The sequence below is a fragment of the Kitasatospora sp. NPDC088861 genome, assembly GCF_044750105.1.
In the GTDB taxonomy this organism is placed as follows: Bacteria; Actinomycetota; Actinomycetes; order Streptomycetales; family Streptomycetaceae; genus Kitasatospora.
Genome location: NZ_JBIVJF010000001.1, coordinates 697311 through 722090, shown reverse-complemented (window position 1 = coordinate 722090; position 24780 = coordinate 697311). Strand labels below are relative to the sequence as shown.

24 protein-coding genes are annotated in these 24780 nt (G+C 70.3%); 7 read left to right on the top strand and 17 right to left on the bottom strand.

The genetic code is table 11. The annotated features are described in order from the left end of the window. Positions 1-10: 10 nt before the first annotated feature. The 7 genes from ACIP37_RS03150 to ACIP37_RS03120 form a co-directional block, all read right to left on the bottom strand. A complete protein-coding gene (locus ACIP37_RS03150; protein ID WP_363581536.1) occupies positions 11-1555 on the bottom strand; it encodes a cytochrome ubiquinol oxidase subunit I in 1545 nt (514 codons plus the stop codon). Between the two features lie 455 nt (positions 1556-2010). Continuing rightward, positions 2011-3387 carry an oxygenase MpaB family protein gene (locus ACIP37_RS03145; protein WP_400804402.1) on the bottom strand — a complete coding sequence of 459 codons (1377 nt, stop codon included), beginning with the start codon at positions 3385-3387 and terminating at the stop codon, positions 2011-2013. After that, positions 3380-3958, bottom strand: coding sequence for a Uma2 family endonuclease (locus tag ACIP37_RS03140; protein ID WP_363581540.1), 579 nt, complete (start codon positions 3956-3958; stop codon positions 3380-3382). Before ACIP37_RS03140 ends, ACIP37_RS03145 begins: the two co-directional genes overlap by 8 nt. Before the next feature lie 207 nt (positions 3959-4165). After that, positions 4166-5143, bottom strand: a complete 978-nt coding sequence (locus ACIP37_RS03135) for an LAETG motif-containing sortase-dependent surface protein (RefSeq protein ID WP_400804399.1) — start codon at positions 5141-5143, stop codon at positions 4166-4168. Between the two features lie 174 nt (positions 5144-5317). After that, the gene (locus tag ACIP37_RS03130; protein WP_363628039.1) at positions 5318-6928 is read right to left on the bottom strand and encodes a HAMP domain-containing sensor histidine kinase; all 1611 of its coding nucleotides are present in this window, start codon (positions 6926-6928) and stop codon (positions 5318-5320) included. 12 nt (positions 6929-6940) lie between these two features. Beyond that, entirely contained in the window at positions 6941-7729 is a 789-nt protein-coding gene (locus ACIP37_RS03125) for a response regulator transcription factor (RefSeq protein WP_244293403.1), read from the bottom strand. A gap of 250 nt (positions 7730-7979) precedes the next feature. Further along, entirely contained in the window at positions 7980-8453 is a 474-nt protein-coding gene (locus ACIP37_RS03120; protein ID WP_363581546.1) for a carboxymuconolactone decarboxylase family protein, read from the bottom strand. Positions 8454-8595: 142 nt separating this feature from the next. Here ACIP37_RS03120 and ACIP37_RS03115 point away from each other — a divergent pair, with 142 nt between their 5' ends. Continuing rightward, positions 8596-9519: an RNA polymerase sigma-70 factor gene (locus ACIP37_RS03115; protein ID WP_400804393.1), complete on the top strand. Its 924-nt coding sequence runs from the start codon at positions 8596-8598 to the stop codon at positions 9517-9519. 120 nt (positions 9520-9639) lie between these two features. Here ACIP37_RS03115 and ACIP37_RS03110 read toward each other — a convergent pair whose 3' ends face one another. The 3 genes from ACIP37_RS03110 to ACIP37_RS03100 all read right to left on the bottom strand — a co-directional run bounded on the left by ACIP37_RS03110 (position 9640) and on the right by ACIP37_RS03100 (position 11377). Next, the gene (locus ACIP37_RS03110; RefSeq protein WP_363581550.1) at positions 9640-10092 is read right to left on the bottom strand and encodes an NUDIX domain-containing protein; all 453 of its coding nucleotides are present in this window, start codon (positions 10090-10092) and stop codon (positions 9640-9642) included. 182 nt (positions 10093-10274) lie between these two features. Further along, entirely contained in the window at positions 10275-11108 is an 834-nt protein-coding gene (locus ACIP37_RS03105; protein ID WP_363581552.1) for a helix-turn-helix transcriptional regulator, read from the bottom strand. After that, the gene (locus tag ACIP37_RS03100; RefSeq protein ID WP_363581554.1) at positions 11105-11377 is read right to left on the bottom strand and encodes a DUF6879 family protein; all 273 of its coding nucleotides are present in this window, start codon (positions 11375-11377) and stop codon (positions 11105-11107) included. Before ACIP37_RS03100 ends, ACIP37_RS03105 begins: the two co-directional genes overlap by 4 nt. A gap of 654 nt (positions 11378-12031) precedes the next feature. Here ACIP37_RS03100 and ACIP37_RS03095 point away from each other — a divergent pair. After that, entirely contained in the window at positions 12032-14191 is a 2160-nt protein-coding gene (locus tag ACIP37_RS03095; RefSeq protein WP_363581556.1) for a transglycosylase domain-containing protein, read from the top strand. 58 nt (positions 14192-14249) lie between these two features. Here ACIP37_RS03095 and ACIP37_RS03090 read toward each other — a convergent pair whose 3' ends face one another. Then, positions 14250-14450 (bottom strand): DUF397 domain-containing protein, encoded by a 201-nt coding sequence (locus ACIP37_RS03090; protein WP_400804386.1) that lies wholly within the window; start codon positions 14448-14450, stop codon positions 14250-14252. Position 14451: 1 nt separating this feature from the next. Beyond that, positions 14452-15312 (bottom strand): helix-turn-helix transcriptional regulator, encoded by an 861-nt coding sequence (locus tag ACIP37_RS03085; protein WP_363581560.1) that lies wholly within the window; start codon positions 15310-15312, stop codon positions 14452-14454. Positions 15313-15552: 240 nt separating this feature from the next. Between ACIP37_RS03085 and ACIP37_RS03080 the strand changes: the two genes are divergently transcribed. The 3 genes from ACIP37_RS03080 to ACIP37_RS03070 are packed head-to-tail and all read left to right on the top strand — an operon-like array spanning position 15553 to position 16291. After that, on the top strand, positions 15553-15915 hold the full coding sequence (locus ACIP37_RS03080) for an ATP-binding protein (protein WP_363581562.1): 363 nt from the start codon (positions 15553-15555) through the stop codon (positions 15913-15915). Beyond that, positions 15912-16166, top strand: coding sequence for a hypothetical protein (locus ACIP37_RS03075; protein WP_363581564.1), 255 nt, complete (start codon positions 15912-15914; stop codon positions 16164-16166). Before ACIP37_RS03080 ends, ACIP37_RS03075 begins: the two co-directional genes overlap by 4 nt. Continuing rightward, positions 16166-16291, top strand: a complete 126-nt coding sequence (locus tag ACIP37_RS03070; protein ID WP_363581566.1) for a hypothetical protein — start codon at positions 16166-16168, stop codon at positions 16289-16291. The genes ACIP37_RS03075 and ACIP37_RS03070 overlap by 1 nt, the downstream gene beginning before the upstream one ends. Before the next feature lie 64 nt (positions 16292-16355). On the opposite strand, the gene ACIP37_RS03065 is transcribed toward ACIP37_RS03070, so the two are convergent. The 5 genes from ACIP37_RS03065 to hisC form a co-directional block, all read right to left on the bottom strand. Further along, positions 16356-17033 carry a hypothetical protein gene (locus ACIP37_RS03065; protein WP_363581568.1) on the bottom strand — a complete coding sequence of 226 codons (678 nt, stop codon included), beginning with the start codon at positions 17031-17033 and terminating at the stop codon, positions 16356-16358. 7 nt (positions 17034-17040) lie between these two features. Then, complete coding sequence (locus ACIP37_RS03060) at positions 17041-18252, bottom strand: ABC transporter permease (RefSeq protein ID WP_363581570.1); 1212 nt, start codon at positions 18250-18252, stop codon at positions 17041-17043. Next, a complete protein-coding gene (locus ACIP37_RS03055; protein WP_350876857.1) occupies positions 18249-19052 on the bottom strand; it encodes an ABC transporter ATP-binding protein in 804 nt (267 codons plus the stop codon). The genes ACIP37_RS03060 and ACIP37_RS03055 overlap by 4 nt, the downstream gene beginning before the upstream one ends. A 2-nt stretch (positions 19053-19054) precedes the next feature. Next, entirely contained in the window at positions 19055-20461 is a 1407-nt protein-coding gene (locus ACIP37_RS03050; RefSeq protein WP_400804379.1) for an efflux RND transporter periplasmic adaptor subunit, read from the bottom strand. A gap of 292 nt (positions 20462-20753) precedes the next feature. Continuing rightward, complete coding sequence (gene hisC / locus ACIP37_RS03045; protein WP_371517822.1) at positions 20754-21830, bottom strand: histidinol-phosphate transaminase; 1077 nt, start codon at positions 21828-21830, stop codon at positions 20754-20756. Positions 21831-22213: 383 nt separating this feature from the next. Between hisC and ACIP37_RS03040 the strand changes: the two genes are divergently transcribed. Together ACIP37_RS03040 and ACIP37_RS03035 are read left to right on the top strand one after the other, a co-directional pair. Beyond that, complete coding sequence (locus ACIP37_RS03040) at positions 22214-23371, top strand: LacI family DNA-binding transcriptional regulator (RefSeq protein ID WP_387807453.1); 1158 nt, start codon at positions 22214-22216, stop codon at positions 23369-23371. A 114-nt stretch (positions 23372-23485) separates the two neighbouring features. Then, positions 23486-24751: a metallophosphoesterase gene (locus ACIP37_RS03035; RefSeq protein WP_400804374.1), complete on the top strand. Its 1266-nt coding sequence runs from the start codon at positions 23486-23488 to the stop codon at positions 24749-24751. Positions 24752-24780: the final 29 nt, after the last annotated feature.

Genomic DNA, 24780 nt, shown 5'->3' with positions numbered 1-24780 from the left:
CCTGTGGTCCTCAGTAGGCGAAGGCGAGAGGCTTGTCGGCGTCGTCGTCCGAGGACGGTCCGCGCAGGGTCGGGTCCTTGGCGGGGGGCTGCTCGGTCACCACCGGGCCGGCCTTGGCGTACTTCACCAGCAGCCGCACCTCGACGACGGCGAGGATCGCGTACAGCAGGGTGAAGGTGGTGAGGGCGCCGATCTGGGTGCCGACGCTCACGTTGGGGGAGACCGCGTTCGCCGTGGTCATCAGGCCGAAGACGGCCCACGGCTGGCGGCCCATCTCGGTGAAGATCCAGCCGAAGCTGTTGGCGATCAGCGGGAAGCCCATGGTCAGGATGCCGATCCGCCAGCTCCACTTGGTGAGGAACGGACCCATCTCCCGTCCCGGGGTGAGCATCAGCCGGGGCACCTCGGTCTCGCCGGTGCGGAACTCGGGGCGCAGGAACTTCTTGCGCCGGGTGGTCCAGAGCCCGATCAGGCCGGCCACGAAGGAGGTCATCCCGAAACCGATCATGAGGCGGAAACCCCAGTAGGTGACGAAGATGCTCGGGATGTAGTCCTTGGGGTCGCCGCCGTACTTGGCGGCCTCGGCGGCCGCGGTGTCGTTGATGCCGGGGACGGAGGAGTTGAAGTCGCTGTGGGCGAGGAAGGAGAGTATCCCGGGGATCTCCAGCTCGACCGAGTTGTGGCCCTTGCTGACGTCGCCGACCGCGAAGATCGAGAACGGCGCGGGCGACTGGGTGTCCCACAGGGCCTCGGCGGCGGCCATCTTCATCGGCTGCTGCTCGAACATGACCTTGGCGAGCGAGTCGCCGCTGAGCGCGGTGCCGGCGCCGAAGACCACGGCGAGGACCAGGCCGAGCCGCAGCGAAGTGCGCATCACGGCGGTCTTCTTGGGGTCGGCGCTCTCCGGCTTGCGCTTGGCCTTCCAGAGGTGGAAGGAGGCGATGCCGACCATGAAGGCCGCGCCGGTGAGGAAGGCGGCGGTCAGGGTGTGCGCCACCACGGTGAGGGTGGTGTTCTGGAACAGCACCTTGGCGATGTCGGTGAGCTGGGCCTTGCCGGTGGCCGGGTCGATCGAGTAGCCGACCGGGTGCTGCATCCAGGAGTTGGCCGCCAGGATGAAGTAGGCGGAGAGCACGGTGCCCAGGGCGACCATCCACATGCAGGCGCAGTGGATCTTCTTCGGCAGCTTGTCCCAGCCGAAGATCCACAGGCCGATGAAGGTGGACTCGAAGAAGAAGGCGATCAGCGCCTCCATCGCGAGCGGGGCGCCGAAGACGTCGCCGACGAAACGGGAGTAGTCGGACCAGTTCATGCCGAACTGGAATTCCTGGACGATGCCGGTGACCACGCCCATCGCGATGTTGATCAGGAAGAGCTTCCCCCAGAACTTGGTGGCGTGGAAGTACTTCTCCTTGTTCGTCCTCACCCAGGCGGTCTCCAGCCCGGCCACGATGGCGGCGAGGCTGATGGTGAGCGGGACGAAGAGGAAGTGGTAAACGGTGGTGATGCCGAATTGCCATCGCGCGATGGTCTCGTGAGCGATTGCCAGCTCCACGTCGCCCTCTCTCCAACCGACCGGCCCTGTTGAAGGGCATGTTTCGGACAAACTTCATCTATAGCTGTAGACCGCTGCCCAACCACGCAAGCTTGTCCGCTTGTGAACGTGAACACGTTCACAAGGAGCAGTATCCATCATCCTTACGAAGGAATCGCAGGCGGGGTGTGGTTGACACCTTCGGAACGGTGTGTAGCCGTACGTAGCGGGGCGTGGCCGTGTGTGGCCGTGCGGCGGCGGTGCAGTGGTGAACGCAGTGGCGGTGGGGACAGTCTGCGGAGCCGTCCACGGCCCTGACAACGAACGGCCGGGCAGCCGGCGGAGCGGTCTTGGCCGATCCGTCGCTTGACACGACGGCGCCCACGCCGTCGCGGACGGCGTGGGCGCCTGAAGGGACCAGCGGCCCCTGGTCCTGTCCTCGTTTCTCCGCTACGCCCTTCGGCTACGTCCGGCCATTACGCCCGGCCGAGGAGCTGGGTGCCGGGGGTGGAGTCGGCGCGGGCGGTGAAGAACTCGGTGAAACCGTGCAGGAACTCCTCCACGGTGATCCGGCCGTCCCCGTCCACGTCCAACTGGCGGAACCCGTGCGAGAGTTCGGCCGGATGGACGCGCGGTCCACCGAACACCGCCCGGTACTCGTCCGCCTCCAGGAAGCCGCTGCCGTCGGTGTCGGCGGCGGTGAACACGGCCCGCAGCGCGGGCAGCAGCCCCTGCTCCAGATAGGCCGGATCCCGGTCGCAGCCCGCGACGGTGGCCGCCACGAACTCCTCCCGGCTCACCTTGCCGTCGCCGTTCGCGTCCATCGCCGCGCGCAGCTGCTCCCACCAGCCGTCGAAGGCCTGGTACACCCGCGCCTCGGCGGCCTCGTCCAACTCCAGCTGCCAGCACACGTTGTGCGCCATCGCCCGCAGGTCGTGGACGGTGAGGAAGCCGTCGCCGGTCTGGTCCAGCACCTCGCGGAAGAACCGGTCCACCCGGGACCCGCGCGCGTCCCGGCGCGGCGGACGCCACCGGGACGGGGCACCGCCCTGCCCCGGGGAGCGGTAGCGCAGCCGGTCCGACAGCAGCGGGACGACCGCGCCGGCGCCCCGGTGCAGCAGCCAGGACAGCAGCGCGGCCCGCCGCGTCCGCACCAGCCCGAACCGCTCCCGCACCGCCGGCGGCAGATCCGCCACCGTCAGCGCCGTGATCGCCCGCGCCACCACCGCCCGCAGCACCCGCCACCCGGCGTCGCCGAGGAACCACAGCCGCCGCGGCCGCGGCGCCCCGCGCAGCATGTCCTCCAGCAGGTAGCGGGCCGCCTCGGTGAGCTCCAGCCGCTCGCGCGCCGCCCGGGCGAAGTACGCGGGCAACTCGGCCGCACTGCGGGGAAGTTCACCCTCAGGCAGCCCGAAGGCCGCCACCGACCCGGTGAACTCCTGGTACGCCGCCTCCAGTTGACCGGCGTCGTATGGATCCCCGCCCAGCCGCCGCATCGCGACCACGCACTCGAACAGCGTCAGCAGCACCCACGCCCGGGTCGCCGCGTCCTCGGCGTCGTACGCCCGCCCGTCCGGCGCCGTCCCACGGATCCGCTTGTGCGCCCGGTCCAGCCGCGCGACCTCCCGCCGCAGCGCCTCCCCGTCCTGGTAGAACAGCCGCCGCCCGCTCCCCAGCGTGTGCTCCACCCGCCGCCACGGATGCGCCTGGTACGTCGAGTGCTCGGCCATCCCGGCCCCCACCACCGGATCCGCCGCCTGCAGCACCAGCAGCCGCCACGCGACCAGCGCGATCCGCCACTCGGACAGGTCCCGCCGGAACGACACCCCGGGATCAACCACGGGATCAGCCACGGCGCTCACCGGTGACCTCCGGCCCGATCACGAACCCCTTGGCGGGGCCCTCGGGGATCACGGCCTCCTCGCCGTACGGGATCCGGGTCGAGGACGCGTACGCACGGCGTTCGGGGTCGGGGCGGGAAAGTACGGTCACGGTACCGCCGTGACCGTAGTCATCGATGACCACGTACACCGGAATGTCCGCGGAAGCGTAGGCGCGCGGCTTGAATTCCTGGTCACGGCGTTCGTAGCAGTCGGGCCACACGACCTCGGCGACAAGGGGGATCCCGGACGCCAGAAGCCCCACACCCTCCGGGTGTTCGATCGCCTTCGTGTCGTCCGGTGCCACGGCGAAGTCAGGTTTCATCGCCTTCAAACCGGCGATCACATAACGGCCCTGCGTCGCCGTGTACCCCGTCCCGCGCAGGTGCTTCGTCAGCGCCTTCCTGAGGCCACCTCCCACCGCCGCATGGCGGAGGTCACCGATGACCGAGATGGTGATGCTGTCATCTCCGATCTCTGCGCGTGCGATCTTCGGGACGGCCATGGCCTTCCAGGCCTTCCATAACCTCTGATCAGGGTCCATAGCGATCTCCCGGTGCGTGAGTGAGCACCTGGACCGTCGCACAGGACCGGGGGGCCGGTCGGGTGAACGGCGGGGGTTCACCCGATCGGGGCGTTTCGGGGCCGGGAAACGCGAAACCGCAGGGCGGGCCGGGAGGGGGCCTGCCCTGCGGTTCGGGGGTGCTGTGGGGTTCGCGCCCTCCTCCCGAGCGGGCGCGAACCGGGTGGATCAGGAGGAGGAGCGGGCCGGCTTGCGGCGGGAGACGTAGAGGGCCGCGGCACCCAGGCTGAGGGCCAGGCCGGAACCCAGCGCCAGGTACGGGGTGGCCGGGTTGGAACCGGTCTCGGCGAGCTCGGTGGTCGAACCGGTCGTCGCCTTGGCCGGGGCGGCGGTCGTCGACCTGGCCTGGCTGCTCGCGGTGGTCGCCTTGGTGCCGGCACCGGTGCCGTTGTTGGTGGTGGTGGTCGCGGTGGTGTCCGAGACCGGGGTGACGGCGGCGGACTGCTGGGCCGGCTGCTCCGCCGGGGCCGGGGCGGGCTGCTCGACCGGCTTCTCGCTCGGCTTGTCGGCGGGCTTGTCGGCCGGCTTGTCGACCGGCTTGTCGACCGGCTTCTCGGCGGCGGCCTTGGCCTCGGCGAGGGCCTTGTCCGCGGTGGCCTGGGCGGCGGCCGCGGTCTTGGTGGCCTCCTGCAGCACGCCGAGCTTGCGCATCGCCGCGACCTTGGCGTCGTCCAGCGCCGTGCCGGCGGCGGTCACGGCGGCCTTGGCCTTGGTGTCCGCGTCGGTGGCGGCGTTGGCGGCGTCGAACGCCGCCAGCATCCGCACCCTGGCCGCTTCCAGTTCCTCCGGCTTCGCGGAGCGGTACGCGGCCGAGGCCTCCACGGCTTCGTTGTAGGTCTTCTCGTGGGCCGCGGCGGCCGTCTTGGCGGCGGCCTGGGCCTCCTGGAGCTTGCCGAGGTAGGGCTGCGGGTTGTTCATGAAGGCCGTGGTCTCGGCCTGCCCGGCGGCCTCGGCGGCGACGGCGGCCTGGTGGGCCTTGGCCGCGGCGGCGGCGGCCTTCTCCAGCTCCGCGATCGAGCCGGTGTCGTTCCGGGTCTGCGCCGTCGAAGCCGACTCCGCGAAGGCGGGTGCCGCGGAGAGCATGGCTGCGGGCGAGATCACGGCGGCGACGAGGGCGGCCGAGACCAGCGTACGGCGGAGTTTCACAATGACCCCTTTCGGGTCGGAAAGAAAGCAAAAGCCGTGTGCCGGGCTGTTCTTGACGACCCGACGGCGTTGATCATAGGCACACGGATTCTTTACGCTCCATGCCGCGTTCCGGCAATGAAAACGGCCCGCCATTGCTTGGTCGGCAAGGGAATTGACGTGTCGACAATGCCGTCAGGAAGTCCGGTCACCGTTGGTGGGCAGTTCGACCCGGAACGTGGCGCCGGCGCCGGGGGCGGTGTCCAGGGTGAGGGTGCCGCCGTGCGCGTGGGTGAGCGCGGTGGCGATGGCGAGGCCGAGTCCGGCGCCGCCGCCGCCGTGCCGGCTGCGGGAGGCGTCGACCCGGTAGAAGCGGTCGAAGACCCGCTGGGCCTGGCCGTCGGTGAGCCCCGGCCCGGCGTCGGCGACCTCCAGCAGGCAGACGCCGCCCGCGCCGCCGACCCCGATCCGCACGGGGGTGCCGGGCGGGGTGTGCTTGACCGCGTTGCCGACCAGGTTGGTGACCACCTGGCGCAGCCGGGCCTCGTCGCCGAGGACGGGGGCCGCGCCGGGGGCGCCGGTGCCGGACGGGCCGGTGAGGGAGACGGGCCGGGTCGGGTCGAGGGCGGTGAGGTCGTGCAGCGCGTCCGCGGCGAGGGTGCGCAGGTCCATCGGGGCGAGGTCGAGCGGGCGTTCCTCGTCGAGCCGGGCGAGCACCAGCAGGTCCTCGACCAGGGCTCCCATCCGGACGGCCTCGCTCTCGATCCGGGTCATGGTCCGCTTGACGTCCCCGTCGGTGGGCAGCGCGCCCATCCGGTAGAGCTCGGTGAAGCCGCGGATCCCGGCGAGCGGGGTGCGCAGTTCGTGCGAGGCGTCGGCGACGAACCTCCGCATCCGGGCCTCGGATTCGGCGCGGGCGGCGAAGGCGGCCTCGATCTGGGTGAGCATGCCGTTGAGCGCGATGGAGAGCCGCCCGACCTCGGTGCCGGGGGAGAGTTCCGGCATCCGGTGGGAGAGTTCGCCGTCGGCGATCCGGGCGGCGCCGGCCTCGATCCGGCGCAGTGGCCGCAGCCCGGCCCGGACGGCGAAGAAGCCGAGCGCGGCGATCAGCAGCAGGACGGCGCCGCCGATCGCGAGGAAGGAGCTGCGCAGCTTGCCGACGGTGGCGTCGATGTCCGCGCGGGAGACGGCCACCATGACGTAGGTCGCGGTGACGGCGGGCGAGGCGTAGTCGCTGGGGCTGGCGGCGGCCGGGGCCCGGGGGGTCTGGATCGGCAGCACGAGCACCCGCCAGTTGTAGTGGCCGCGCTGGTCGGGCAGGTCGAAGGGGACGTCGGGCTCGGTGCGGGTCGGGTCGAGGCCGGCGAGTTGGGGCGCCGGGTCGCTGTCGGAGACGGGCTGGCGCATGACGGCCTGCACCTTGCCGTCCGAGGAGAGGTACTGGACCAGGTACTGGCTGGGCAGGGTGCTGCGTTTGCCGGTGACGGCGGGGCGCCCGGCCTCCGGGGTGCCGACCCGTACCGGGCCCTTGTGGGACAGCGGCAGCCCGTACCGCTGGAGCTGCTCGTCGAGTTGATCGACCAGCTGCACCCGGACGGTGCCGAGCACGACGGCGTCGCTGACCGCCAGCCCGGTGGTGACCAGCACCAGCGCGAGCACCAGCAGCCGGGCGCGCAGGGACAGCCGGGACAGCCCGGTCAGCCTCGACAGCCGGGAGAACAGCCGGGAGAACGGCCGCCGGAGCAGGGGCAGCCGGGAGAGCCGCCGCCGGAACACCGACAGCCGGGTGGAGAGCCGGGCGGGCACGGAGCGGACCGGTCAGCCCTGCGGGGGGCGGCGCAGCGCGTAGCCGATGCCGCGCACGGTGTGGATCAGCTTGGGGCCGTGGGCCGGGCCGGAGTCGAGCTTGCGGCGCAGGTAGGAGATGTACGACTCGACGATGGAGAGGTCGCCGCCGAAGTCGTAGGCCCAGACGTGGTCGAGGATCTGCGCCTTGGAGACCACCCGGCCGACGTTGGCCATCAGGTAGTGCAGCAGCTTGAACTCGGTCGGGGAGAGCGCGACGGGGGTGCCGGCCCGGGTGACCTCGTGGGCGACCGGGTCGAGGCTGAGGTCGGCGACGATGAGCCGGCCGTCCTCGGCGGGCCCGCCGGAGCGGCGCAGGATGGCGCGGATCCGGGCGATCAGCTCCTCCAGGCTGAACGGCTTGGTGACGTAGTCGTCGGCGCCCGCGGCGAGGCCCTGGACCTTGTCGCCGACGCCGTCCTTGGCGGTGAGGAAGAGTACCGGGAGGTGGTCGCCGGGGTGGCCGTGCACGGGCCCGGCGATCTGGCCGCGGTTGGTCCGCTCGCGCAGCTTCTCGACGACGGTGAAGCCGTCGAGGTCCGGGAGCATCACGTCGAGGACGACGAGGTCGGGGCGTTCGACGGCTATCAGGTCGAGGGCCTCGGTGCCGCTGGCGGCGGAGGCGACCCGGAAACCGGAGAAGCGCAGCGAGGCGGCGAGCAGCTCGCGGATGTTGGGTTCGTCGTCGACGACGAGGAGGAAGGCCTCGCCAGGGCCGCCGGCCACCGCGGACCCGCCTGGTGTGGTGACTGTGCCTTGCACGGGGCTTTCGCCTCCTGGTCGGACGATGGCATTCGGCATGAGGCTAGCCCCCGGAGGCTATGCGGCATCGATGAATGTTGGATTAACACCTTATCGGTCGGTTTTTGAAGCACAAGGCCCCCAGCACAGGCTGGGTGGTATGCGCACGGACGGTAACGCCCCGGAAGCACCGACGGCCGAGAACCCGACGGCCGGGAACCCGACGCCCGCGGCCGGGGAGACCACTCCCCGACCGCGGAAGGGGCTCCGGTCAGGCGTGCTGACCGGGCCGGTAGCCGCCGGCGGGCATCCGGGTGATGACGTTGCCGCGGTTGAAGGCGTTGATGATCGCGATGAGGGACACCAGGGCCGCGAGCTGCTCCTCGTCGTAGTGCTGCGCGGCGTTCGCCCAGGCCTCGTCCGTGACCCCGCCGGCCGCGTCGGCCAGGCGGGTGCCCTGCTCCGCCAGCTCCAGGGCGGCGCGCTCGGCGTCGGTGAACACCGTCGCCTCCCGCCAGGCCGCGACCAGGTTGAGGCGGGTCGCCTCCTCCCCGCCGTGCACGGCGTCCTTGAAGTGCATGTCGACGCAGAAGCCGCAGCCGTTGATCTGGCTGGCGCGCAGCTTCACCAACTCCTGCGTCGCGAACGGCAGAGTCGACTCCACGATCACCTTGTTGGCCGCGATGAGGTGCTTGAGGAACTTGGACATGGTCTGGCTGGCGAAGGGGTTCAGGCGGGCTTCCATCGTGTGCTCCCTTGTCGTTGTCCGCTGGTGCCCTCTGAGACAGGGCACCCCGGCGGGCCGTGACAGGTACGGATGTGATCTGCGTCACTGCCACCTGGGCGCCGTTGGATACCCTGCTCGGCGAACCGAGGGAGGGGTTCCAGTGCCGGAATCAGCCATCACCACGGACGCGACCGGATACCGGCCGCTGCTGTTCTCCATCGCCTACGGGATGACGGGCTCCGTGGGCGACGCCGAGGACATCGTCCAGGCCGCCTTCCTCGGTCTGACCCGGGCCGACCAGGCCGGGACCACGATCACCAACCTCAAGGCGTACCTGACCACGTCGGTGACCAGGCTGGGCATCAACCACCTGACGTCGGCCCGGGTCCGCCGGGAGACGTACGTGGGCGAGTGGCTGCCCGAGCCCGTCGTGGTCACCGCCGACCGCCCGGGGCCGGCCGAACACGCCGAGCTGGCCGACGCGTTGTCGATGGCGTTCCTCGTCCTGCTGGAGGCCCTCTCCCCGACCGAGCGGGCGGTGTTCATGCTCCGCGAGGCCTTCGGGTACGGCTACCCGGAGATCGCCGACGCCGTCGGCAAGTCCGAGGCCAACTGCCGCCAGATCCTCACCCGCGCCCGCAAGCGCCTCGCCCCCTCCGCCCAGGCCGTCGACACCCGGGCGCGCAAGGCGGAGGCCGACGAACTCGCCCGCAGGTTCTTCGAAGCCACCGAAGGCGGCGACCTGGACGCCCTGCTCCGACTCCTCTCCCCCGACGTCGTCTTCCACGGCGACGGCGGCGGCAAGGCCCGCGCCCTCGGCAAGGCCCTCACCGGCCTGCGCCGCGTCGCCCAGCTCCTCATAGGCGGCCTCCGCCGCAACCGCAAACTCGGCGTCACGCTGACGCCCGCCACCGTCAACGGCCGCCCGGGCGCCGTCCTCCACGACGCCTCCGGCCGCGTCGCCAGCGTCCTCGAACTCCACATCGCCGACGGCACCATCCAGGCCGTCCACGCCGTCTCCAACCCCGACAAGATCACCCACCTCGGCCCGGTCTCCGACATCGGCCTGGTGAAGCCGAGATGACCTGCCGTCACCCATGAGGCCCGGCTGCTTCGGATCAAGCGTCAATGCCCTTGACGTACTCCTCGAAAGGCACCGATTCAGCGACGGCGATCCCCTCTGCCGTGAGCGAGCGACCAAGGGTCAAAAGCGCTGACGGTCGATCAGTTGTCGGTGTGACTCCTGCAGTCCCTCGGGAAGATCGTCCGGCGAGAACCATCGAGCCTCCAGAATCTCGAACGAGGCCACCTCGATCCGGCCACTGACGTACAGTGCCTCGTAGGCGACTTCGACCCGCAGTTGGTAACCGCTCTTCAGGTGCGCCAGCTCGCAGACCTTCACCGTGAGCCCGGTCTCCTCCCGGACCTCGCGCACGACGGTGTCCTCGAAGGTCTCCTTCGCGTTCGCGTAGCCAGTCGGCAGCCCCCACTGCCGGCCCTCCGGCCACATGCGGTGCTTCAGCAGCAGCACCCGGCCGTCCTGGTCACGGACGATGCCCGTCACGCCGACCATGAACTTCGAGTGCCACAACCACAGCACCCGCCACTGCATCGGCCCCCGAATGATCCGCCAGAGCCGCGCACCGATCTTCTTCATGGGTTCGCCCCTTCATCGGTCGGGCCACTCTCACGCTTCTCGCGCAGTCGACCCACGATCCCGCACGCCACGCCATCGACGCCAACTCTGCGATTTGTCAGATTAATTCGAGGACATCGCGCATCGGGGCTGCCGCCTCACCCGTGGCGGGCGAGCACCAACATATAGGGCGGCAAGGCGCGCTAGAAGGCGATTTCCTGTTCCCTCAAGAACTCGTCCCTGATGCTCTCGATCAGGCTGCGCATCTCGTCACCGGGCAAGGCCACGCCCACGAACCCGTCGAACTTTCGAACATAGACCTCAACGTCGCGAGGGTTAGTGACTACCACCTCGGCATGGACGGTTTCGACCGTGACCATGCGGTCATCCCGGATGACGAAGGAGTGTGCCGGCACGTCGGACTGCGGTGCAGCGAGAGGCACAATTCGAATATCCACATGCGGCAGGCGGGATACGGAGACGATACGGTCCAACTGTCCGGCCATCATTGCGGGCGGGACCAGTCGCCACCGGAGAACAGGCTCGGTGATGACGAATCGCAGCGTCTTGGTGGTGTCGTAGAGGGATTGCTGCCTTGCAAGGCGTGCTGCGATCACCCTCGACAACTGCTCTTCGGTGAGGCCCCTTCTCGCGAACACGGCACGCACGTACTCCGGGGTTTGCAGCAGCCCGGGAACCAGGGAAGGCTGGAACAGGCGAAGAAGCTTGGTCGAGTCGTCCAACGCTTTGATCTGCTGCTGCTTGCGGTGGTAGCCCAGACGCCGGATCAGACGCCACGCTGTCGCCTCCGTGGCCTCCGCCCGCGCAGCACCCATGTACTCGGCCTTGACGTCATCGGACACGCCTATAGCCGTGAGGATGCGGTCCACGTCCACGACGGTGGGTGACACCTTGCCGGTCTCGATCTTGCTCAACTTGCTCGCAGACATGACAGCGCTGCGGGCCACGGCCTTGGCTTCTTTGCCTGAAGCCTGCCGAAGTTCCCGCAGCGCCGACCCGAGCCGTGTTCTGTTCACTCGCCGTACTGGTCCCACCATTCCGCGAACGGCACGGACCGCGCCATCACCGTGTCACGGTACGCCCTGAACTCATCGATCCGACCGCCGTCGAGGAATTCACTTCCGAGATACTTGCCGTTCCCGTCATAGCTCATCGCAGCCACGGTCTCGTCATCGAACAGCCAGAAGTCCGGAGCCTCCGGGACCGGGTTCCCCTGATCAGTCAGGTCCAGAGTTGGACAATCACCCTCGTCACAGGAACCCGCAAGCCTTGTCAGCTCCACCATTGCCCCCTCGATCGCTCGCCACCCCCACGATGCTCCCGAGGCAACCACGACACGGCAAGAGGTTCGCGTTTCCGATACTGGAAACCGCCCAACTTCGAACAGGTGATCAGAAGTTCATCGACCGCACGCCTGTCCGGCGGCAGCCCCTCGCGCGGGTGGGCGCGAGGGGGAGGCGGCTTCGGCGCAGGAAGTCGGCTTGGCCGACTTCCTGCGCCGGGGCGCGGGCAGCGCCGTGACGTACCGCCGGCGACTGGGTGCGGGGCGCGCAGGGGTGCCGTCGGTGGGGCTGGGTGGGGGCGGATCGCACGAGTCGGCGTCGGGGCTCACCGGGCGTAGGCAACCTTTCGGCCCGTTCGCGGCATCTAAGTGGTGTCAGGGCCGCGAGAGGGGAGGGCGCGGTAGGCGGGAGCCACGGGTGCCGCAGGCGTGGTCCGTGGTGTGTCGCTGGGGGGGCTGGATTAGTTAAAGGCGGCCTGTATTTCTATTGCGCCAATTTGGTGCGTATGCGATTTGACGCGCCGCGGTCGACTTCCGCTAGCTGTTGCACAGCCGTGACAGCCTTGAGCGAAAAAACGTTCGATCCGCAGAGTGCGTGAGGACTAGCATTCCGGGATGGAATCGAATCTCCCTCCGATATTGAATTCCTCCGACAGTGTGGCTCTCCCCCCGCCCCGCAGGACGCCGCTCCGGCTGGCCCGCTTCGGTGCGATCTTCCTGGCGGCGAGCGTGGTGTCCGGTGTGCTGCTGGCTGGCCTCGCCCTGCCCGCCGCCGGCGGTTTCGGGCTGACCGCCAAGGGCACGGCGGAGGGCTTCGAGGACATCCCCAGTGACTTCAAGACTCCGCCGCTCACCCAGGCGACGCAGATCTTCGACGCCAAGGGCGGCCTGATCGCCAAGGTGTACGAGCGCGACCGCACGGTCATCACCCCTGAGCAGATGTCGCCGTTCATGCGACAGGCTCAAGTCGACATCGAGGACGCCCGGTTCTACGAGCACGGCGCCGTCGACCTCAAGGGCGTGCTCCGCGCGATCAGCAAGAACGCCGAGAGCGGCACCGCCTCGCAGGGTGCCTCGACGCTGACCCAGCAGTACGTGAAGAACGTCAACGTCGAGAAGGCGGGCGAGGACCAGGCCGCGGTACAGGAAGCGCAGCGCAAGACCCTGGGTCGCAAGATCCAGGAGCTCAAGGTCGCGATCAAGCTGGAGGAGGACCTGTCGAAGGACCAGATCCTCACCAACTACCTCAACATCACGTACTACGGGAACGGCGCCTACGGCGTGGAGGCCGCCTCCCAGCGCTACTTCAGCAAGAGCAACAAGGACCTGACCATCGCCGAGGCCGCCATGCTGGCCGGGCTGGTGCAGAACCCCTCCCAGTACGACCCGAAGCTGCACCCGGTGGCCGCGCAGAAACGGCGGGACACGGTCATCGACAAGATGCTGGAGAACAAGCACATCACCGCGGACCAGGCCAAGGAGGCGAAGGCCGCCCCGCTGGGTCTCAACTTCAAGGACCCGCAGAACGGTTGCATCACCGCCACCGCCCAGGGCGGCATGGGCTTCTTCTGCGACTACGTCCGGCACGTGGTCAAGCAGGACCCGGCGTTCGGCCAGAGCGCCGCCGACCGCAAGAAGTTCTGGGACACCGGCGGCCTGAACATCTACACCACGCTGGACCCGGACAAGCAGGCTGCCGCCCAGAACGCCGTGACCTCCAACGTGAAGATCACCGACAGCGTCTCGGCCGCCGCCACCATGGTCGAGCCGGGCACCGGCAAGATCCTCGCCATGGCCCAGACCCGCCCGTACGGCCTGGACGCCAACAAGAACCAGACCGTCGTCAACCTCAACGTCGACGCGGCGATGGGCGGCGGCAACGGCTTCCAGCCCGGCTCCACGTTCAAGCCGGTCGTCGCGGCCGCCGCCCTGGAGGCCGGCCTGCCGGCGACCCAGGAGTACTCGGCCCCGAACAAGCTCGAGTACCCGACGATGAAGACCTGCGAGGGCACCTGGAAGAACCAGGGCCGGCCCAAGACGGTGGTGCCCAACGAAAGCGAGAACGAGAAGGGCCCCTACCAGCTGAAGCAGGCGATGGCGCTCTCGGTCAACACCTACTTCGTGCAGATGGAGCAGGAGATCGGCCTCTGCGCGGTCAAGCAGATGGCCAACAAGCTGGGCGTCACCGGCAAGGCCAGCGGCAAGCCGCTGGAGGAGGTCCCCGCGATGGCGCTGGGAGTGGAGGAGATGAGCCCGCTGACCATGGCCAACATCTACGCGACCTTCGCCGCCCAGGGCACGCACTGCGCCCCGATCGCCATCAACAAGATCACCACCGTGGACGGCAAGGACGTCCCCGTCCCGGCCGGCCAGTGCGAGAAGGCGTTCTCCGATGACACGGCGCGGGCGATGAACACCGTCCTGAACGGCGTGACCGAGAACAAGGGCACCGGCGCGGCGCTCAACCTGGACGACAACCGGCAGATCGCCGGCAAGACCGGCACCTCGGACCGCAAGCGGGCCGCCTGGTTCAACGGCTACACCCCGCAGCTCGCCACCGCCGTCTGGCTCGGCGGCCCCAACGGCGGCGTCGAGATGCGCAACATCACCATCAACGGGAAGTACCACAGCGAGGTGTTCGGCGCCGACGGCCCCGGCCCGATCTGGCAGGACGCCATGAACCAGGCCCTGCGCGGCACGCCCAAGAAGTCCCTGCCGATGGCCGACATCCCCGACCCGGCACCCAAGTCCGACCCCAACAACACCGGCACCGGCACGGGCGCCCCCGCCACCACCCCGCCCGGCCCGCAGCACTGACAGCAGTCACCCCGGCGGCCCCTTGCGAGAGCAGCAAGGGGCCGCCGGATCGTTTCGCTCAGGCGTCGGCGGTGAAGTGGTCGAACTCCCCGGCCTTCGCGCCCCGGAGGAACGCGGCGAACTTGAGGGCGGTGGTGCGGACGATGACCTCGCCCTCGTCGGACTCCCGGAGTTCGATCAGTCCGGCGACCGCGCGGACCTCCACACAGTTGTCGCTGGAGCTACTGAAGGACGACTTCTGCCATTGGTCTTGAGACATCTCAGCCTTTCAGGTTCTTGGCCGTGCGATGGATCAGATCTCGCGAATCCTCGCCATTGAGAGCAGCCTTCTCGATGCGGTTGAAGACTTCACGATAGGACTCAAGCTCGCTCGGGGCGTCGAAGAAAATCGGGCCCTGCGATGACTCCACCTCGGCCGTATCAAGCTCGGGTACCTCCCCGGAGGTGTAGATGAGGCTCTCGACCGGTCCGGGATAGGTGTGGGCGGTGAAGGGGATGACGCGGATGCTTATGTCATCCCTGAGGGAGTCATCGATCAGGCTGTGAAGCTGCCCTCGCAGCACGTCGGTGCCACCGAAGCGTGTGAGCAGACTGGACTCATGTAGATAGGCTTCGAGCTTCTTCCGAGGGCCCTGAAGGACCCTTGTTCTGCGCTCCGAACGGAACGCGACATGCAGATCGAGTTCGTCGGCAGGAAGTCGAGGGATCCGTCGACTGAAGATTCCTCGTGTGTAGTCGTCTGTCTGCAGAAGTCCCGGAAGGAACGTCGACGCGCAAACCCTGATCGTCGTTGCCGCGAAGTCCTCGTGCTCGGCGGATTCGAGGAAGACGTCGGGGATGTGGTTGCGGTACTGCTCCCACCAACCCTTGTCTCGCACTGTGATGATGCCGTTGAGGGCGTCGATGAGCGGCTGGTTGTAGCACTCGCAGGCATCGGCGACTGTACGGAGCCGGTCCACACTGACGCTGGTCTTCCCGCTCTCCATCTGCGTCACCTGGGCAGGGCTCACTCCGAGCACGCGAGCAAGTTGGCTGCCCCCGAGGCCCGCTTGCTCTCTCATCTTTCTCAGTTCAGCGCCCAGGCGACGCTGACGAAGGGTTGGGTTGTGGCGACCTGGCATGGCGTCCTCTCAACATCCTGTGGGATCAGTGTGCCGCGTCGGCTACGGCAAGGACCATCCGTCCCCCGGGAGAGGGATCTTCCTCGCAACTACCTAAATTTAAGTTCCGATGCGCTATCGTCAACCCCAGATCGATCCGACGGATCGTCAGCAATGCCTGTTCGCCGGGTAGTAGGCGCCTGCTGCCCGCACGCTGAAGGCATCCCCCCTCCCCACACCAGCAGCCTCGCGGAGGTTCCCGTGTGCACCCTCAACACCCCCTCGCTCGCGCTCGCCCGGCAGTCCCTGCGGGACGCCCTGACCCGCTCCGGGTGGGACGCCGAGACCATCTTCTTCGCCGAACTCGCCCTGGCCGAACTGGTCGTCAACGCGTGGCGACACGGTAAGACCGCCTCCCCCGTCGTCCTCCTCTCCCTCCTCGGCGGCACCCTCCGGGTCTCCGTCTCGGACGAGAGCGACGTCCTCCCCGAGCGACACCAGCTCCCCGACCTGGCCACCGCCGGCCGGGGGCTCCAGCTCATCGAGGGGCTCACGCACCGCTGGGGCGTGGACACCCAGGAGCGCGGCAAAACGGTCTGGTACGAGCTGGACTTCGCCGCGTGAGCGCCGCCCGCGAACCCGTCGCGCCGGACGACCCCCGGATGCGCGACTACACCCCGCCCCAGATCGTCGCCCTGCTCGGCGAGGTGCACCAGCGCGGACGCTCCTACGGTCTCCTCTGGGGCTCCGCCTTCCCCCACGAGACCACCCTCGACGGCCGGATCCTCGTCGACTTCGGCAACGCCCCCGTGAGCACTCTGCTCAACCTCCTCCACCTCCTCCGCGACGTGGAACGGGACGAGGCGTGGGGGTGATGAGCTTCTTCGTCGGCGCGGCCCTGGTCTTCCTCCTCGCGCCCGCGATCGTCATCGTGGCCCTCGGTGCCATCGCGACCCTCAAAACGCCACACCCCGGCGACGAACGCGACAACCAGCGCTGACCACATGCGAAGGCCCTCGCCCCAGGGATGGGCGAGGGCCTCGCGGCGTCCGGGAGCTACGGGGTCAGCCCCCGGACGGGTTCCTGGGAGCACCGCCACCGCCGAAGCCACCGCCGCCGAAGCCACCCGCGCCACCCGCACCGGCGGCCGCGCCTTCGACGAGCTGGCTGGCCGCGTAGCCGCCGTTGGCGTCGGGGGTGCCGACGACGGTCACGCTCTGGCCGGGCTGGAGGTCGGCGACCTTGCCCTCCTTGTTGAGCTGGACCTTCGTCGCGTCGCCGGTGGTGACCTTGACGGTGTTGCCGTTGGCGTCTGTCAGGTAGACGGTGGTGCCGTCGACGGCCTTGACCGTGCCCCGGGTGAGCCCGGCCTGCCCGCCCTGGCTCTGACCAGTGCCCTGGCCCTGACCACCACCCTGACCACCCCGGCGGGAGCCGCCCTGCCCGTACCCGCCACCGCTCGCCCCGGCCGCCCCGGCCGCCCGCTGCTGCGGCACAGCGCCAGAGGCCGTCGCGTGCGAGGAGCCGCTCTTCGTCCCGTGGTTCTGCTGGTACCAGACCCCGCCCGCGAAGGCCCCGCTGGCGATGACGCCCCCCGCCAGCACCAGGCTGAGCCAGGGCAGCTTGCGCCGCGGCGGGGCGGCGAGCTCGGCGGTGACGTCGCGGGCGTCCGGCGGGGTGGCGAGCAGGGCGACCTGCTCGGCCGGCGTGCTGCTGCTGACCGTGGCGATCTCGTTGCTCATGGGAGTCCTACTCGTGCCGGAGGGCGTCGATCGGCCGCAGCGAGGCGGCCCGGTTGGCGGGGTAGCTGCCGAAGAACAGCCCGATGGCGACGGCGATGCCGAACGCGCCGATCACGGATTCGGGGATCACCACCGGTTTGATGCCGACGATGCTGAAGTGCGAGCCGGCGATCCCGGCGGCCACCCCGAGACCGGCGCCTAGCACGGAGAGCAGGGTCGACTCGGTCAGGAACTGCCCGAGGATCACCGCGCGCGGGGCGCCGAGCGCCTTGCGGATGCCGATCTCCCTGGTCCGCTCGGTGACCGTCACCAGCATGATGTTGGTGATCCCGATCCCGCCGACGAGCAGCGAGATCGCCGCCACCGCGCCGAGCAGCACGGTGAAGGTCTTCGTGGTGCTCTCCCTCGCCGTGAGCAGCGAGGACTGGCTGGTGATCCGGAAGTCGGCCTTGGTCGGGTCGGCGATCGCGTGGGTGCCGAGCAGCACCCGGGTGATCTCGGCCTGGGCCGCGGTCGTGCTGTCGGCCGAACTGGCCTGCACCAGGATCTGGTTGACGGCCCCGAAGCCGGTGAAGGCGTTCTGCACGGTCGGCAGCGGGGCGATCACCACGTCGTCCGGGTCGGTGAAGCCACTGCCGCCCTTGGCCTGGAGCACGCCGACCACGGTGAACGGGGTGCCGCCGAGGACGATCTTCTTGCCGACCGGGTCCACGGTGTCGAACAGCTGCTTGGCCGTCGTGGCGCCGAGCACCGCGACCTTGCGCGAGCCGAGCACGTCGTCGTCGGTGAAGTACTCGCCGTGCGCGACCTTCTGGTTGGCGGTCTCGAAGTACGCCGGGTAGGTGCCGACGATCGAGCCGGGGCTGTACGAGATGTCCCCGTACAGCGCCGTCCCGCTGGTGGTGACCACCGGGGCGACCGACCTGATCGCGGTCGAGTCGGTGTCGGCGGCCAGTGCCTTGGCGTCGGCGACCGTCAGCTTCTTCACCGAGGAGGTGGCACGGGCGCCGCCGCTGGCCGAACCGGAGCTGACCGTGAGCGAGTTGGTGCCGAGCGAGGTGATCGACTCCTTCACCGCCACCGACGAACCGTTGCCGACGGCCAGCAGCAGGATCACCGAGGCGACGCCGATCAGCACCCCGAGCATGGTGAGCGCCGAGCGCACCTTGTTGGCGGCCAGGCCGCCGACCGCGAAGCGGAGCATCTGCCAGAGGATCACGCCGACACCCCCAGCTCGCGCAGCAGCGGCGGCGGCCCGTCCACCGGGGCCTGCCGGACGTCGCTGACGATCCGGCCGTCGACCAGCCGGAGCACCCGCTTGGCGTGCCGCGCGACTTCGTCCTCGTGGGTGATCAGGACGACGGTGCGGCCGGTGGCGTTGAGCGCGTCGACGAGGTCGAGGACCTCCTCGGTGGAGCGGCTGTCCAGGTTGCCGGTGGGCTCGTCGGCGAGCAGCATCGCCGGTGCGGTGACCAGTGCCCGGGCGACCGCGACGCGCTGCTGCTGGCCGCCGGAGAGCTGGTTGGGCCGGTGCCCGGCGCGCTCGGCGAGGCCGACCAGGGAGAGCGCGGCCAGGGCTCGGCGGCGCCGCTCCGAGGCCCGGACGCCCGCGTAGGCGAGCGGCAGCTCGACCTGGGCGAGCGCGGTGGTGCGCGGGATCAGGTTGAAGGACTGGAAGACGAAGCCGATCTTGCGGTTGCGGACCAGCGCGAGCTGCCCCTCGTCGAGGTGGCCGACGTCGATGCCGTCCAGCAGGTAGCGGCCGGCGGTCGGGACGTCCAGGCAGCCGAGGATGTTCATCATGGTGGACTTGCCGGAGCCGGAGCTGCCCATCACCGCGACGTAGTCGCCCTGGTGGATGTTCAGGCTGACGCCGAGCGGGCCGCCGGTGTCCGGGTCCTCCGGGCCGTGCAGCGCGTGCACGACGGCGTCGCCGTGCCCGTACGCCTTGGTGATCCGGCGCAGCTGGATGACGGGCGGGGGCGCCGCCGGGACGCGCTTGTCGATGACGTGACGCATGCTCAGCCCTTACCGCCCCGGCCGGCCCCGCCGCCGCCGGCGGCACCGCCGCCACCGCCGACGCCCGCCAGGCCGGCGCCGCCGCCCTGGCCGCCACGACCCTGGCCGCCGCCGATCCCCGGGAAGGAGGCGTTCGGGAAGCCGTTGCCGCCGCTGGTGGTGGGGAGTTCGACCTTGTCGCCCTCCTTCAGCCCGGAGACCACCTGCACCGTGCTGTCGCCCTCGACGCCGACCCCGACGCTGACCCGCTCGCTGGAGCCGTCCGGGTGCACCACGGTCGCGGTGCGGCTGGCGCCGGTGCCGGAGAGCGCGGAGGTCGGCAGTGACAGCGCGCTGTCCGCCTCGCCGGTGATCACCTGGACGGTGGCGCTGAGGCCGGTGCGCAGCGCGCTGGTGTCACCGCTGAGCTGGAGCGTGGCGGCGTACTGGACGGCCGTCGAGCCGGCGCTGCCGCCGCTGCTGCTGGGCAGCGAACTGACGGACAGGACACTGGCGTTGAGCTTGGTGTCGGACTGCGCGTTCAGGGTGACGGTGGCCGCCTCGCCCTTCTTGAGCTTGAGCGAGTCCAGTTCGGAGAAGTTGGCGGTGACCTGCATCCCGGTCGGGTTGGTCAGCACGATGAAGCCGCTCGGCGCGCCGCCCGAGGCGGTGCTGCCGGTGGACGACTTGCCGGTCGACCCGGTCGATCCGGTGGAGCCCGACGAGCCGGACGAGCCGCCGGAGCTCGCGCCCACGGTGTCGCCGACCTTCGCCGAGACGGACGCGACCGTCCCGTCCACCGAGGCGGTCAGGGTGGTGCCGGTCAGCGCCGCCTGGGCGTTGGCGAGGGTGGTCTGCGCGGTGGCGACCTGCTGCTGGGCCTGGGCGACGGCCGCGTCGTCGACCTTGGTGGTGGTGATGGTGGTGGTCTGCGGAGCGGGCGTGCTGTTCGCGCCCGCTCCGCGGTCCCCACCACCGCCGCCGTTGCCGCCGGCGCCGGAGGTCGCACCCGGCAGCGGCTGGGTGGTCGTGGTGGTGACACCGGCCTGCGCCTTGGTGAGGTTGGCGTTGGCCGTGGTGAGGGACGCCTGGGCGGCGTCCACCTGCTGCTGGGCGGCCGTGGTGTCGACGGTGGCGAGCACCTGGCCCTTCTTGACGGCGTCCCCCACCGCGACCTTGACCGAGGTGAGCCGGCCGCCGGTGGCGAAGTCCTGGGCCGCGTCGGTCGGTGAGACCAGGGTGCCGGTTCCGGACACGGTGGCCAGGACCGTTCCCTTGGCCACGGTCGCCGTACGGATCTGGGTCTTGCCGGCGGCGGCACTGGTGCCGCTGTTCACTGTGGCGTACACCAGGGCGGCACCGCCCAGGAGCGCCACGCCGAGCGCGGAGTTGACGAGGACGACGCCTCGCCGTCGCGGGAGCACCTTCATGCCGGACAGCTTTCCTGGGCGCTCTTGCGGAGCCCTGGGCGCGGGCTGGGAGAAGACTGACCGGGCGGATCCGGGCATTCCGGTCACACCGCCCGGTTCGCGCGGGCGCCTTGGCCGTGCCGTGGGCCGTCGTTGGCCGAACTCCCAGCGGGCTCCCAGTGAGTTCCGGTGAGTTCCGGTGATCTCCAGCCATCCGGCAGCGCCCCGGGTCCCACCGCCGACCGGCCCCAGACCCCCGGGAACGCCGTAGGGGCGCACCGTGAACGGCGCGCCCCTACGGAGAAGGGAGGGATCAGAGCGTCTTGCGGAACGCCTCGGCCACCGAGAGGAAGATCGAGTTGCCCTCGGTCTCGCCGATCGAGATCCGGACGCCCTCCGGGAACGGCCGGACGATCACCCCGGCCTCGGCGCACGCGACGGCGAACTCCTGCGAGCGCTCGCCGAGCCCCAGCCAGACGAAGTTGGCCTGCGAGTCCGGGATCTCCCAGCCCTGGGCGCGCAGCCCGGCCACCACCCGGGTGCGCTCCTCGACCAGCGCGTCCACCCGTTCCAGCAGCGCCTGCTCGGCGCGCACCGAGGCGACGGCGGCGTTCTGGGCGAGCTGGCTGACGCCGAACGGGACGGCGGTCTTGCGCAGCGCGTTGGCCACCGGCTCGTGCGCGATCGCGAAGCCGACCCGCATGCCCGCGAGGCCGTACGCCTTGGAGAAGGTGCGCAGCACGCAGACGTTGGGGCGGTCCCGGTAGAGGTCGATGCCGTTGGGCACCTCGGGGTCGCGGATGAACTCGATGTACGCCTCGTCGACGACCACCAGGACGTCGGACGGGACGGCGTCCAGGAAGCGCTCCAGCTCGGCGCGGTGGATCACGTTGCCGGTGGGGTTGTTGGGGTTGCAGACGAACACCAGCCGGGTCTTCGGGGTGATCGCGGCGAGCATCGCGTCCAGGTCGTGGTCGCCGGCCTCGGTGATCGGCACCGGGACGGGGGTCGCGCCGGCGACCTGGGTGATGATCGGGTACGCCTCGAAGGAGCGCCAGGCGAAGACCACCTCGTCGCCGGGGCCCGCCGTGGCGAGGATCAGCGACTGGGCGACGCCGACCGAGCCGGTGCCGGTGGCGATGTGCTCGACGGGCACGCCGAAGCGCTCGGCCAGCACCTCGCTGAGCTCGCCGACGGCCATGTCGGGGTAGCGGTTGAGCGAGCCGGCCGCCGCGACCGCCGCCTCCAGCACGCCGGGCAGCGGGTCGTACGGGTTCTCGTTGGAGGACAGCTTGTACGCGTCGGCGCCGGCCGGCTTGCCGGGCTTGTAGGTGGGGATGCCGTCCAGGGTCGGCCGCAGCCGCGGGCCCTGCGCTGACGTACTCGTCACGGTCCTACTCCTTCTCGATGCTGTCCGCGCGCGTTCGGCACGCGTTCGGCGCGTGTTCGGCGCGTGTTCTCCGGTGCGGTCGCCCCCGCCACCTGTGGGATCGCCACCGTGCCCGGGATCTCGGAACGCGTCCGGGGCACCCCGGTCGGGTGCCTTGAACGATACCGACCGCGCTCACCCGTAGGGGTGAGATGCCCGGTCGGGTGACAGGCGCAGATCAGCCATTCTGCCGGGTTCCTTTGGCACATGTCAGAGGTAAGACGGCTGGTTTCGTGCGGGTATCGAAGGAGCGCACCCCGGCTCACTCTTGGAGAAACGTATCTCCGAGGGCTCCCGATGCGCCGGTCACAGACCCTTGTCAGGAGCCATACGATCGGTCCGCCATGACAGCAGCAGCCAACCAGAGCGGTCGGCGTCCCACCACCTCACGGCGTCTGGAACGGGCCGGCATCCGGGATGTGGCAGCAGCCGCCGGAGTGTCGATCACCACCGTCTCCGACGCGCTGAACGGAAAGGGCCGCCTGCCCGACGAGACCCGCAGCCGGGTGCGCGAGGTCGCCGAGCGCCTCGGCTACCGGCCCTCCGCGGCCGCCCGCACCCTGCGCACCGGACGGTCCGGCCTGATCGGGCTGACCGTCACGACCTACGGTGAAGAACCGTTCACCTTCACGGAGTTCGCGTACTTCGCCGAGATGGCCCGGGCCGCCACCAGCGCCGCCCTCGGCCGCGGCTACGCGCTGGTGGTGCTGCCCGCCTCCTCCCGCCACGACGTCTGGGGCAACATCGCCCTGGACGGCACCGTGGTGATCGACCCGCCCGACCAGGACCCCCTGGTCAGCGAGCTGTACCGGTCCGGCGTCCCGGTCGTCAGCGACGGCAAGCCCGGCAACTGCCCGGTCACCGCCTGGGTCGACAACGACCACGAGGCCGCCGTGCTCGGCATCCTCGACCACCTCTCCGAGGCCGGTGCCCGCCGCATCGGCCTGCTCACCGGCACCAGCACCGACACCTACACCCGGCTCTCCACCGAGGCCTACCTCGGCTGGTGCGCCAAGGTCGGCCAGGAGCCCGTCTACGAGGCCTACCCCGCGCACGACCCGGCCGCCGGCGCCGTCGCCGCCGACCGGCTGCTCGCCCGCCCCGACCGGCCCGACGCCGTCTACGGCCTGTTCGACCCCAACGGCACCGACCTGCTCGCCGCCGCCCGCCGCTACGGCCTGCGGGTCCCCGACGACCTGCTGCTGGTCTGCTGCAGCGAGAGCGACGTCTACGCCACCACCGAACCGCCGATCACCACGCTCTCCCTCAAGCCCCGCCGGATCGGCACCACCGTGGTCAACCTGCTCATCGACGCCATCGAGGGCGTCGACTCCGGGACGGGCGTCGACATCGCCCGGCTCTTCCCGCCGCGCTTCCGCACCGCCGGCACCGGCCCGCCACCGGGCACCCTGATGCCGACCGAGCTGATCGTCCGCGCGTCCTCCCAGCGCCGGAGCCCGCGCACCACCGTCAGCCCTCCCCGACTCCCGGGCGAGGTCTAGACCATACCGAGCCGGGACAAAACGGACCTTGCGGGACGGCCCGGCTGACGCTCCGGAGGATTGGATACCCACCAGGTGACGACGCCGGGAGAGTGGTCTTCCTATGATGGGCGAATGACACCCGAGGACCGCTTCCCCGGGCCTGAACACCCCGACTCAGGCCCCCGCCACCAGCCGGACCTCGACGTGCTGCCGTACGGCACCTACTACGAACCGGAGCCCGCCACCGGCTACCCCGGCACGCCGTACGAAGCGGAGACCTACAGCGGCTACGGCGGAGCCCGCTACCTGGAGCAGCACTGGCCCGCCGACGGGCAGGACCACACCGTGCACGCCCCGGAGAACGCCCCGCTCTTCTCCCACCAGGACCACCCCGGTTCCCACCAGGACCACCCCGGCTACGAGCCGACCCTGCCCGACCAGCAGTCCCCCGCCCACCAGGACCACGCCCACCAGGACCACGCCCACCAGGCCCCCGGCCGCGACGACCCGCCGACCATCGAACTCGGCCCGCCGCTGCCCGACCCCTCCGCGCCCAGCTACCCGTACCCCGCCCCCGGCCCCGGCGAGCCCCCCGGCCCGCTCTACGTCGTCGGCGACGTGCACGGCTACCTGGAGGAGCTGCGCGCCGAGCTGCGCCACCAGGGCCTGATCGACGCCGAAGGCCACTGGTCCGCCGGCCGCTCCCGGATCTGGTTCCTCGGCGACTTCACCGACCGCGGCCCCGACGGCATCGGCGTCATCGACCTCGTGATGCAGCTCGCCGCCGAAGCCGCCGCCGCCGGCGGCTACTGCCGCGCCCTGATGGGCAATCACGAGCTGCTCTTCCTCGGCGCCGCCCGGTACGGCGACGAACCCGTCCAGTCCACCGCCGGCACCGCCTCCTTCCTCGCCGCCTGGCGGCTCAACGGCGGCCAGCAGCACGACCTGGACCGGCTGGAGGGCCACCACATCAGCTGGCTCTCCCGGCTGCCCGCCATCGCGCTGGAGGACGGCCACCTGCTGCTGCACTCCGACACCACCGCGTACCTGGAGTACGGCGAGTCCATCCCCGACGTCAACGACGCCGTCCACAGCCTGCTCGCCGACGAGGGCGTCGACGAGTGGTGGGACTGCTTCCGCCGCTTCACCAAGCGCTTCGCCTTCCGCGGCGACGCCGGCCCGACGGCCGTCCACGAACTCCTCGACACCTACGGCGGCACCCGCATCGTGCACGGGCACAGCCCCATCCCGTACCTCACCGGCGCGGTGCACGCCGACGACGGCCAGCCGCCGCACATCCCCGGCCCCTACGTCTACGCCGACGACCTCGCGGTGGCCATGGACGGCGGCGTCACCATGGAAGGGCGCCTGCTCGTCGCCCGACTCCCCGTCAGCTGAGGCCCGCGGACCGGGGCCGGTCGAACGGG

Bases quoted from the DNA above. Each gene is read 5' to 3' on its own strand.
- ACIP37_RS03140 (WP_363581540.1), bottom strand. From the start codon at position 3,958: ATGGACCCTGATCAGAGGTTATGGAAGGCCTGGAAGGCCATGGCCGTC.
- ACIP37_RS03120 (WP_363581546.1), bottom strand. From the start codon at position 8,453: ATGGAAGCCCGCCTGAACCCCTTCGCCAGCCAGACCATGTCCAAGTTC.
- ACIP37_RS03110 (WP_363581550.1), bottom strand. From the start codon at position 10,092: ATGAAGAAGATCGGTGCGCGGCTCTGGCGGATCATTCGGGGGCCGATG.
- ACIP37_RS03100 (WP_363581554.1), bottom strand. From the start codon at position 11,377: ATGGTGGAGCTGACAAGGCTTGCGGGTTCCTGTGACGAGGGTGATTGT.
- ACIP37_RS03090 (WP_400804386.1), bottom strand. From the start codon at position 14,450: ATGTCTCAAGACCAATGGCAGAAGTCGTCCTTCAGTAGCTCCAGCGAC.
- ACIP37_RS03085 (WP_363581560.1), bottom strand. From the start codon at position 15,312: ATGCCAGGTCGCCACAACCCAACCCTTCGTCAGCGTCGCCTGGGCGCT.
- ACIP37_RS03070 (WP_363581566.1), top strand. From the start codon at position 16,166: ATGAGCTTCTTCGTCGGCGCGGCCCTGGTCTTCCTCCTCGCGCCCGCG.
- ACIP37_RS03065 (WP_363581568.1), bottom strand. From the start codon at position 17,033: ATGAGCAACGAGATCGCCACGGTCAGCAGCAGCACGCCGGCCGAGCAG.
- ACIP37_RS03055 (WP_350876857.1), bottom strand. From the start codon at position 19,052: ATGCGTCACGTCATCGACAAGCGCGTCCCGGCGGCGCCCCCGCCCGTC.
- ACIP37_RS03050 (WP_400804379.1), bottom strand. From the start codon at position 20,461: ATGAAGGTGCTCCCGCGACGGCGAGGCGTCGTCCTCGTCAACTCCGCG.
- ACIP37_RS03040 (WP_387807453.1), top strand. From the start codon at position 22,214: ATGACAGCAGCAGCCAACCAGAGCGGTCGGCGTCCCACCACCTCACGG.
- ACIP37_RS03035 (WP_400804374.1), top strand. From the start codon at position 23,486: ATGACACCCGAGGACCGCTTCCCCGGGCCTGAACACCCCGACTCAGGC.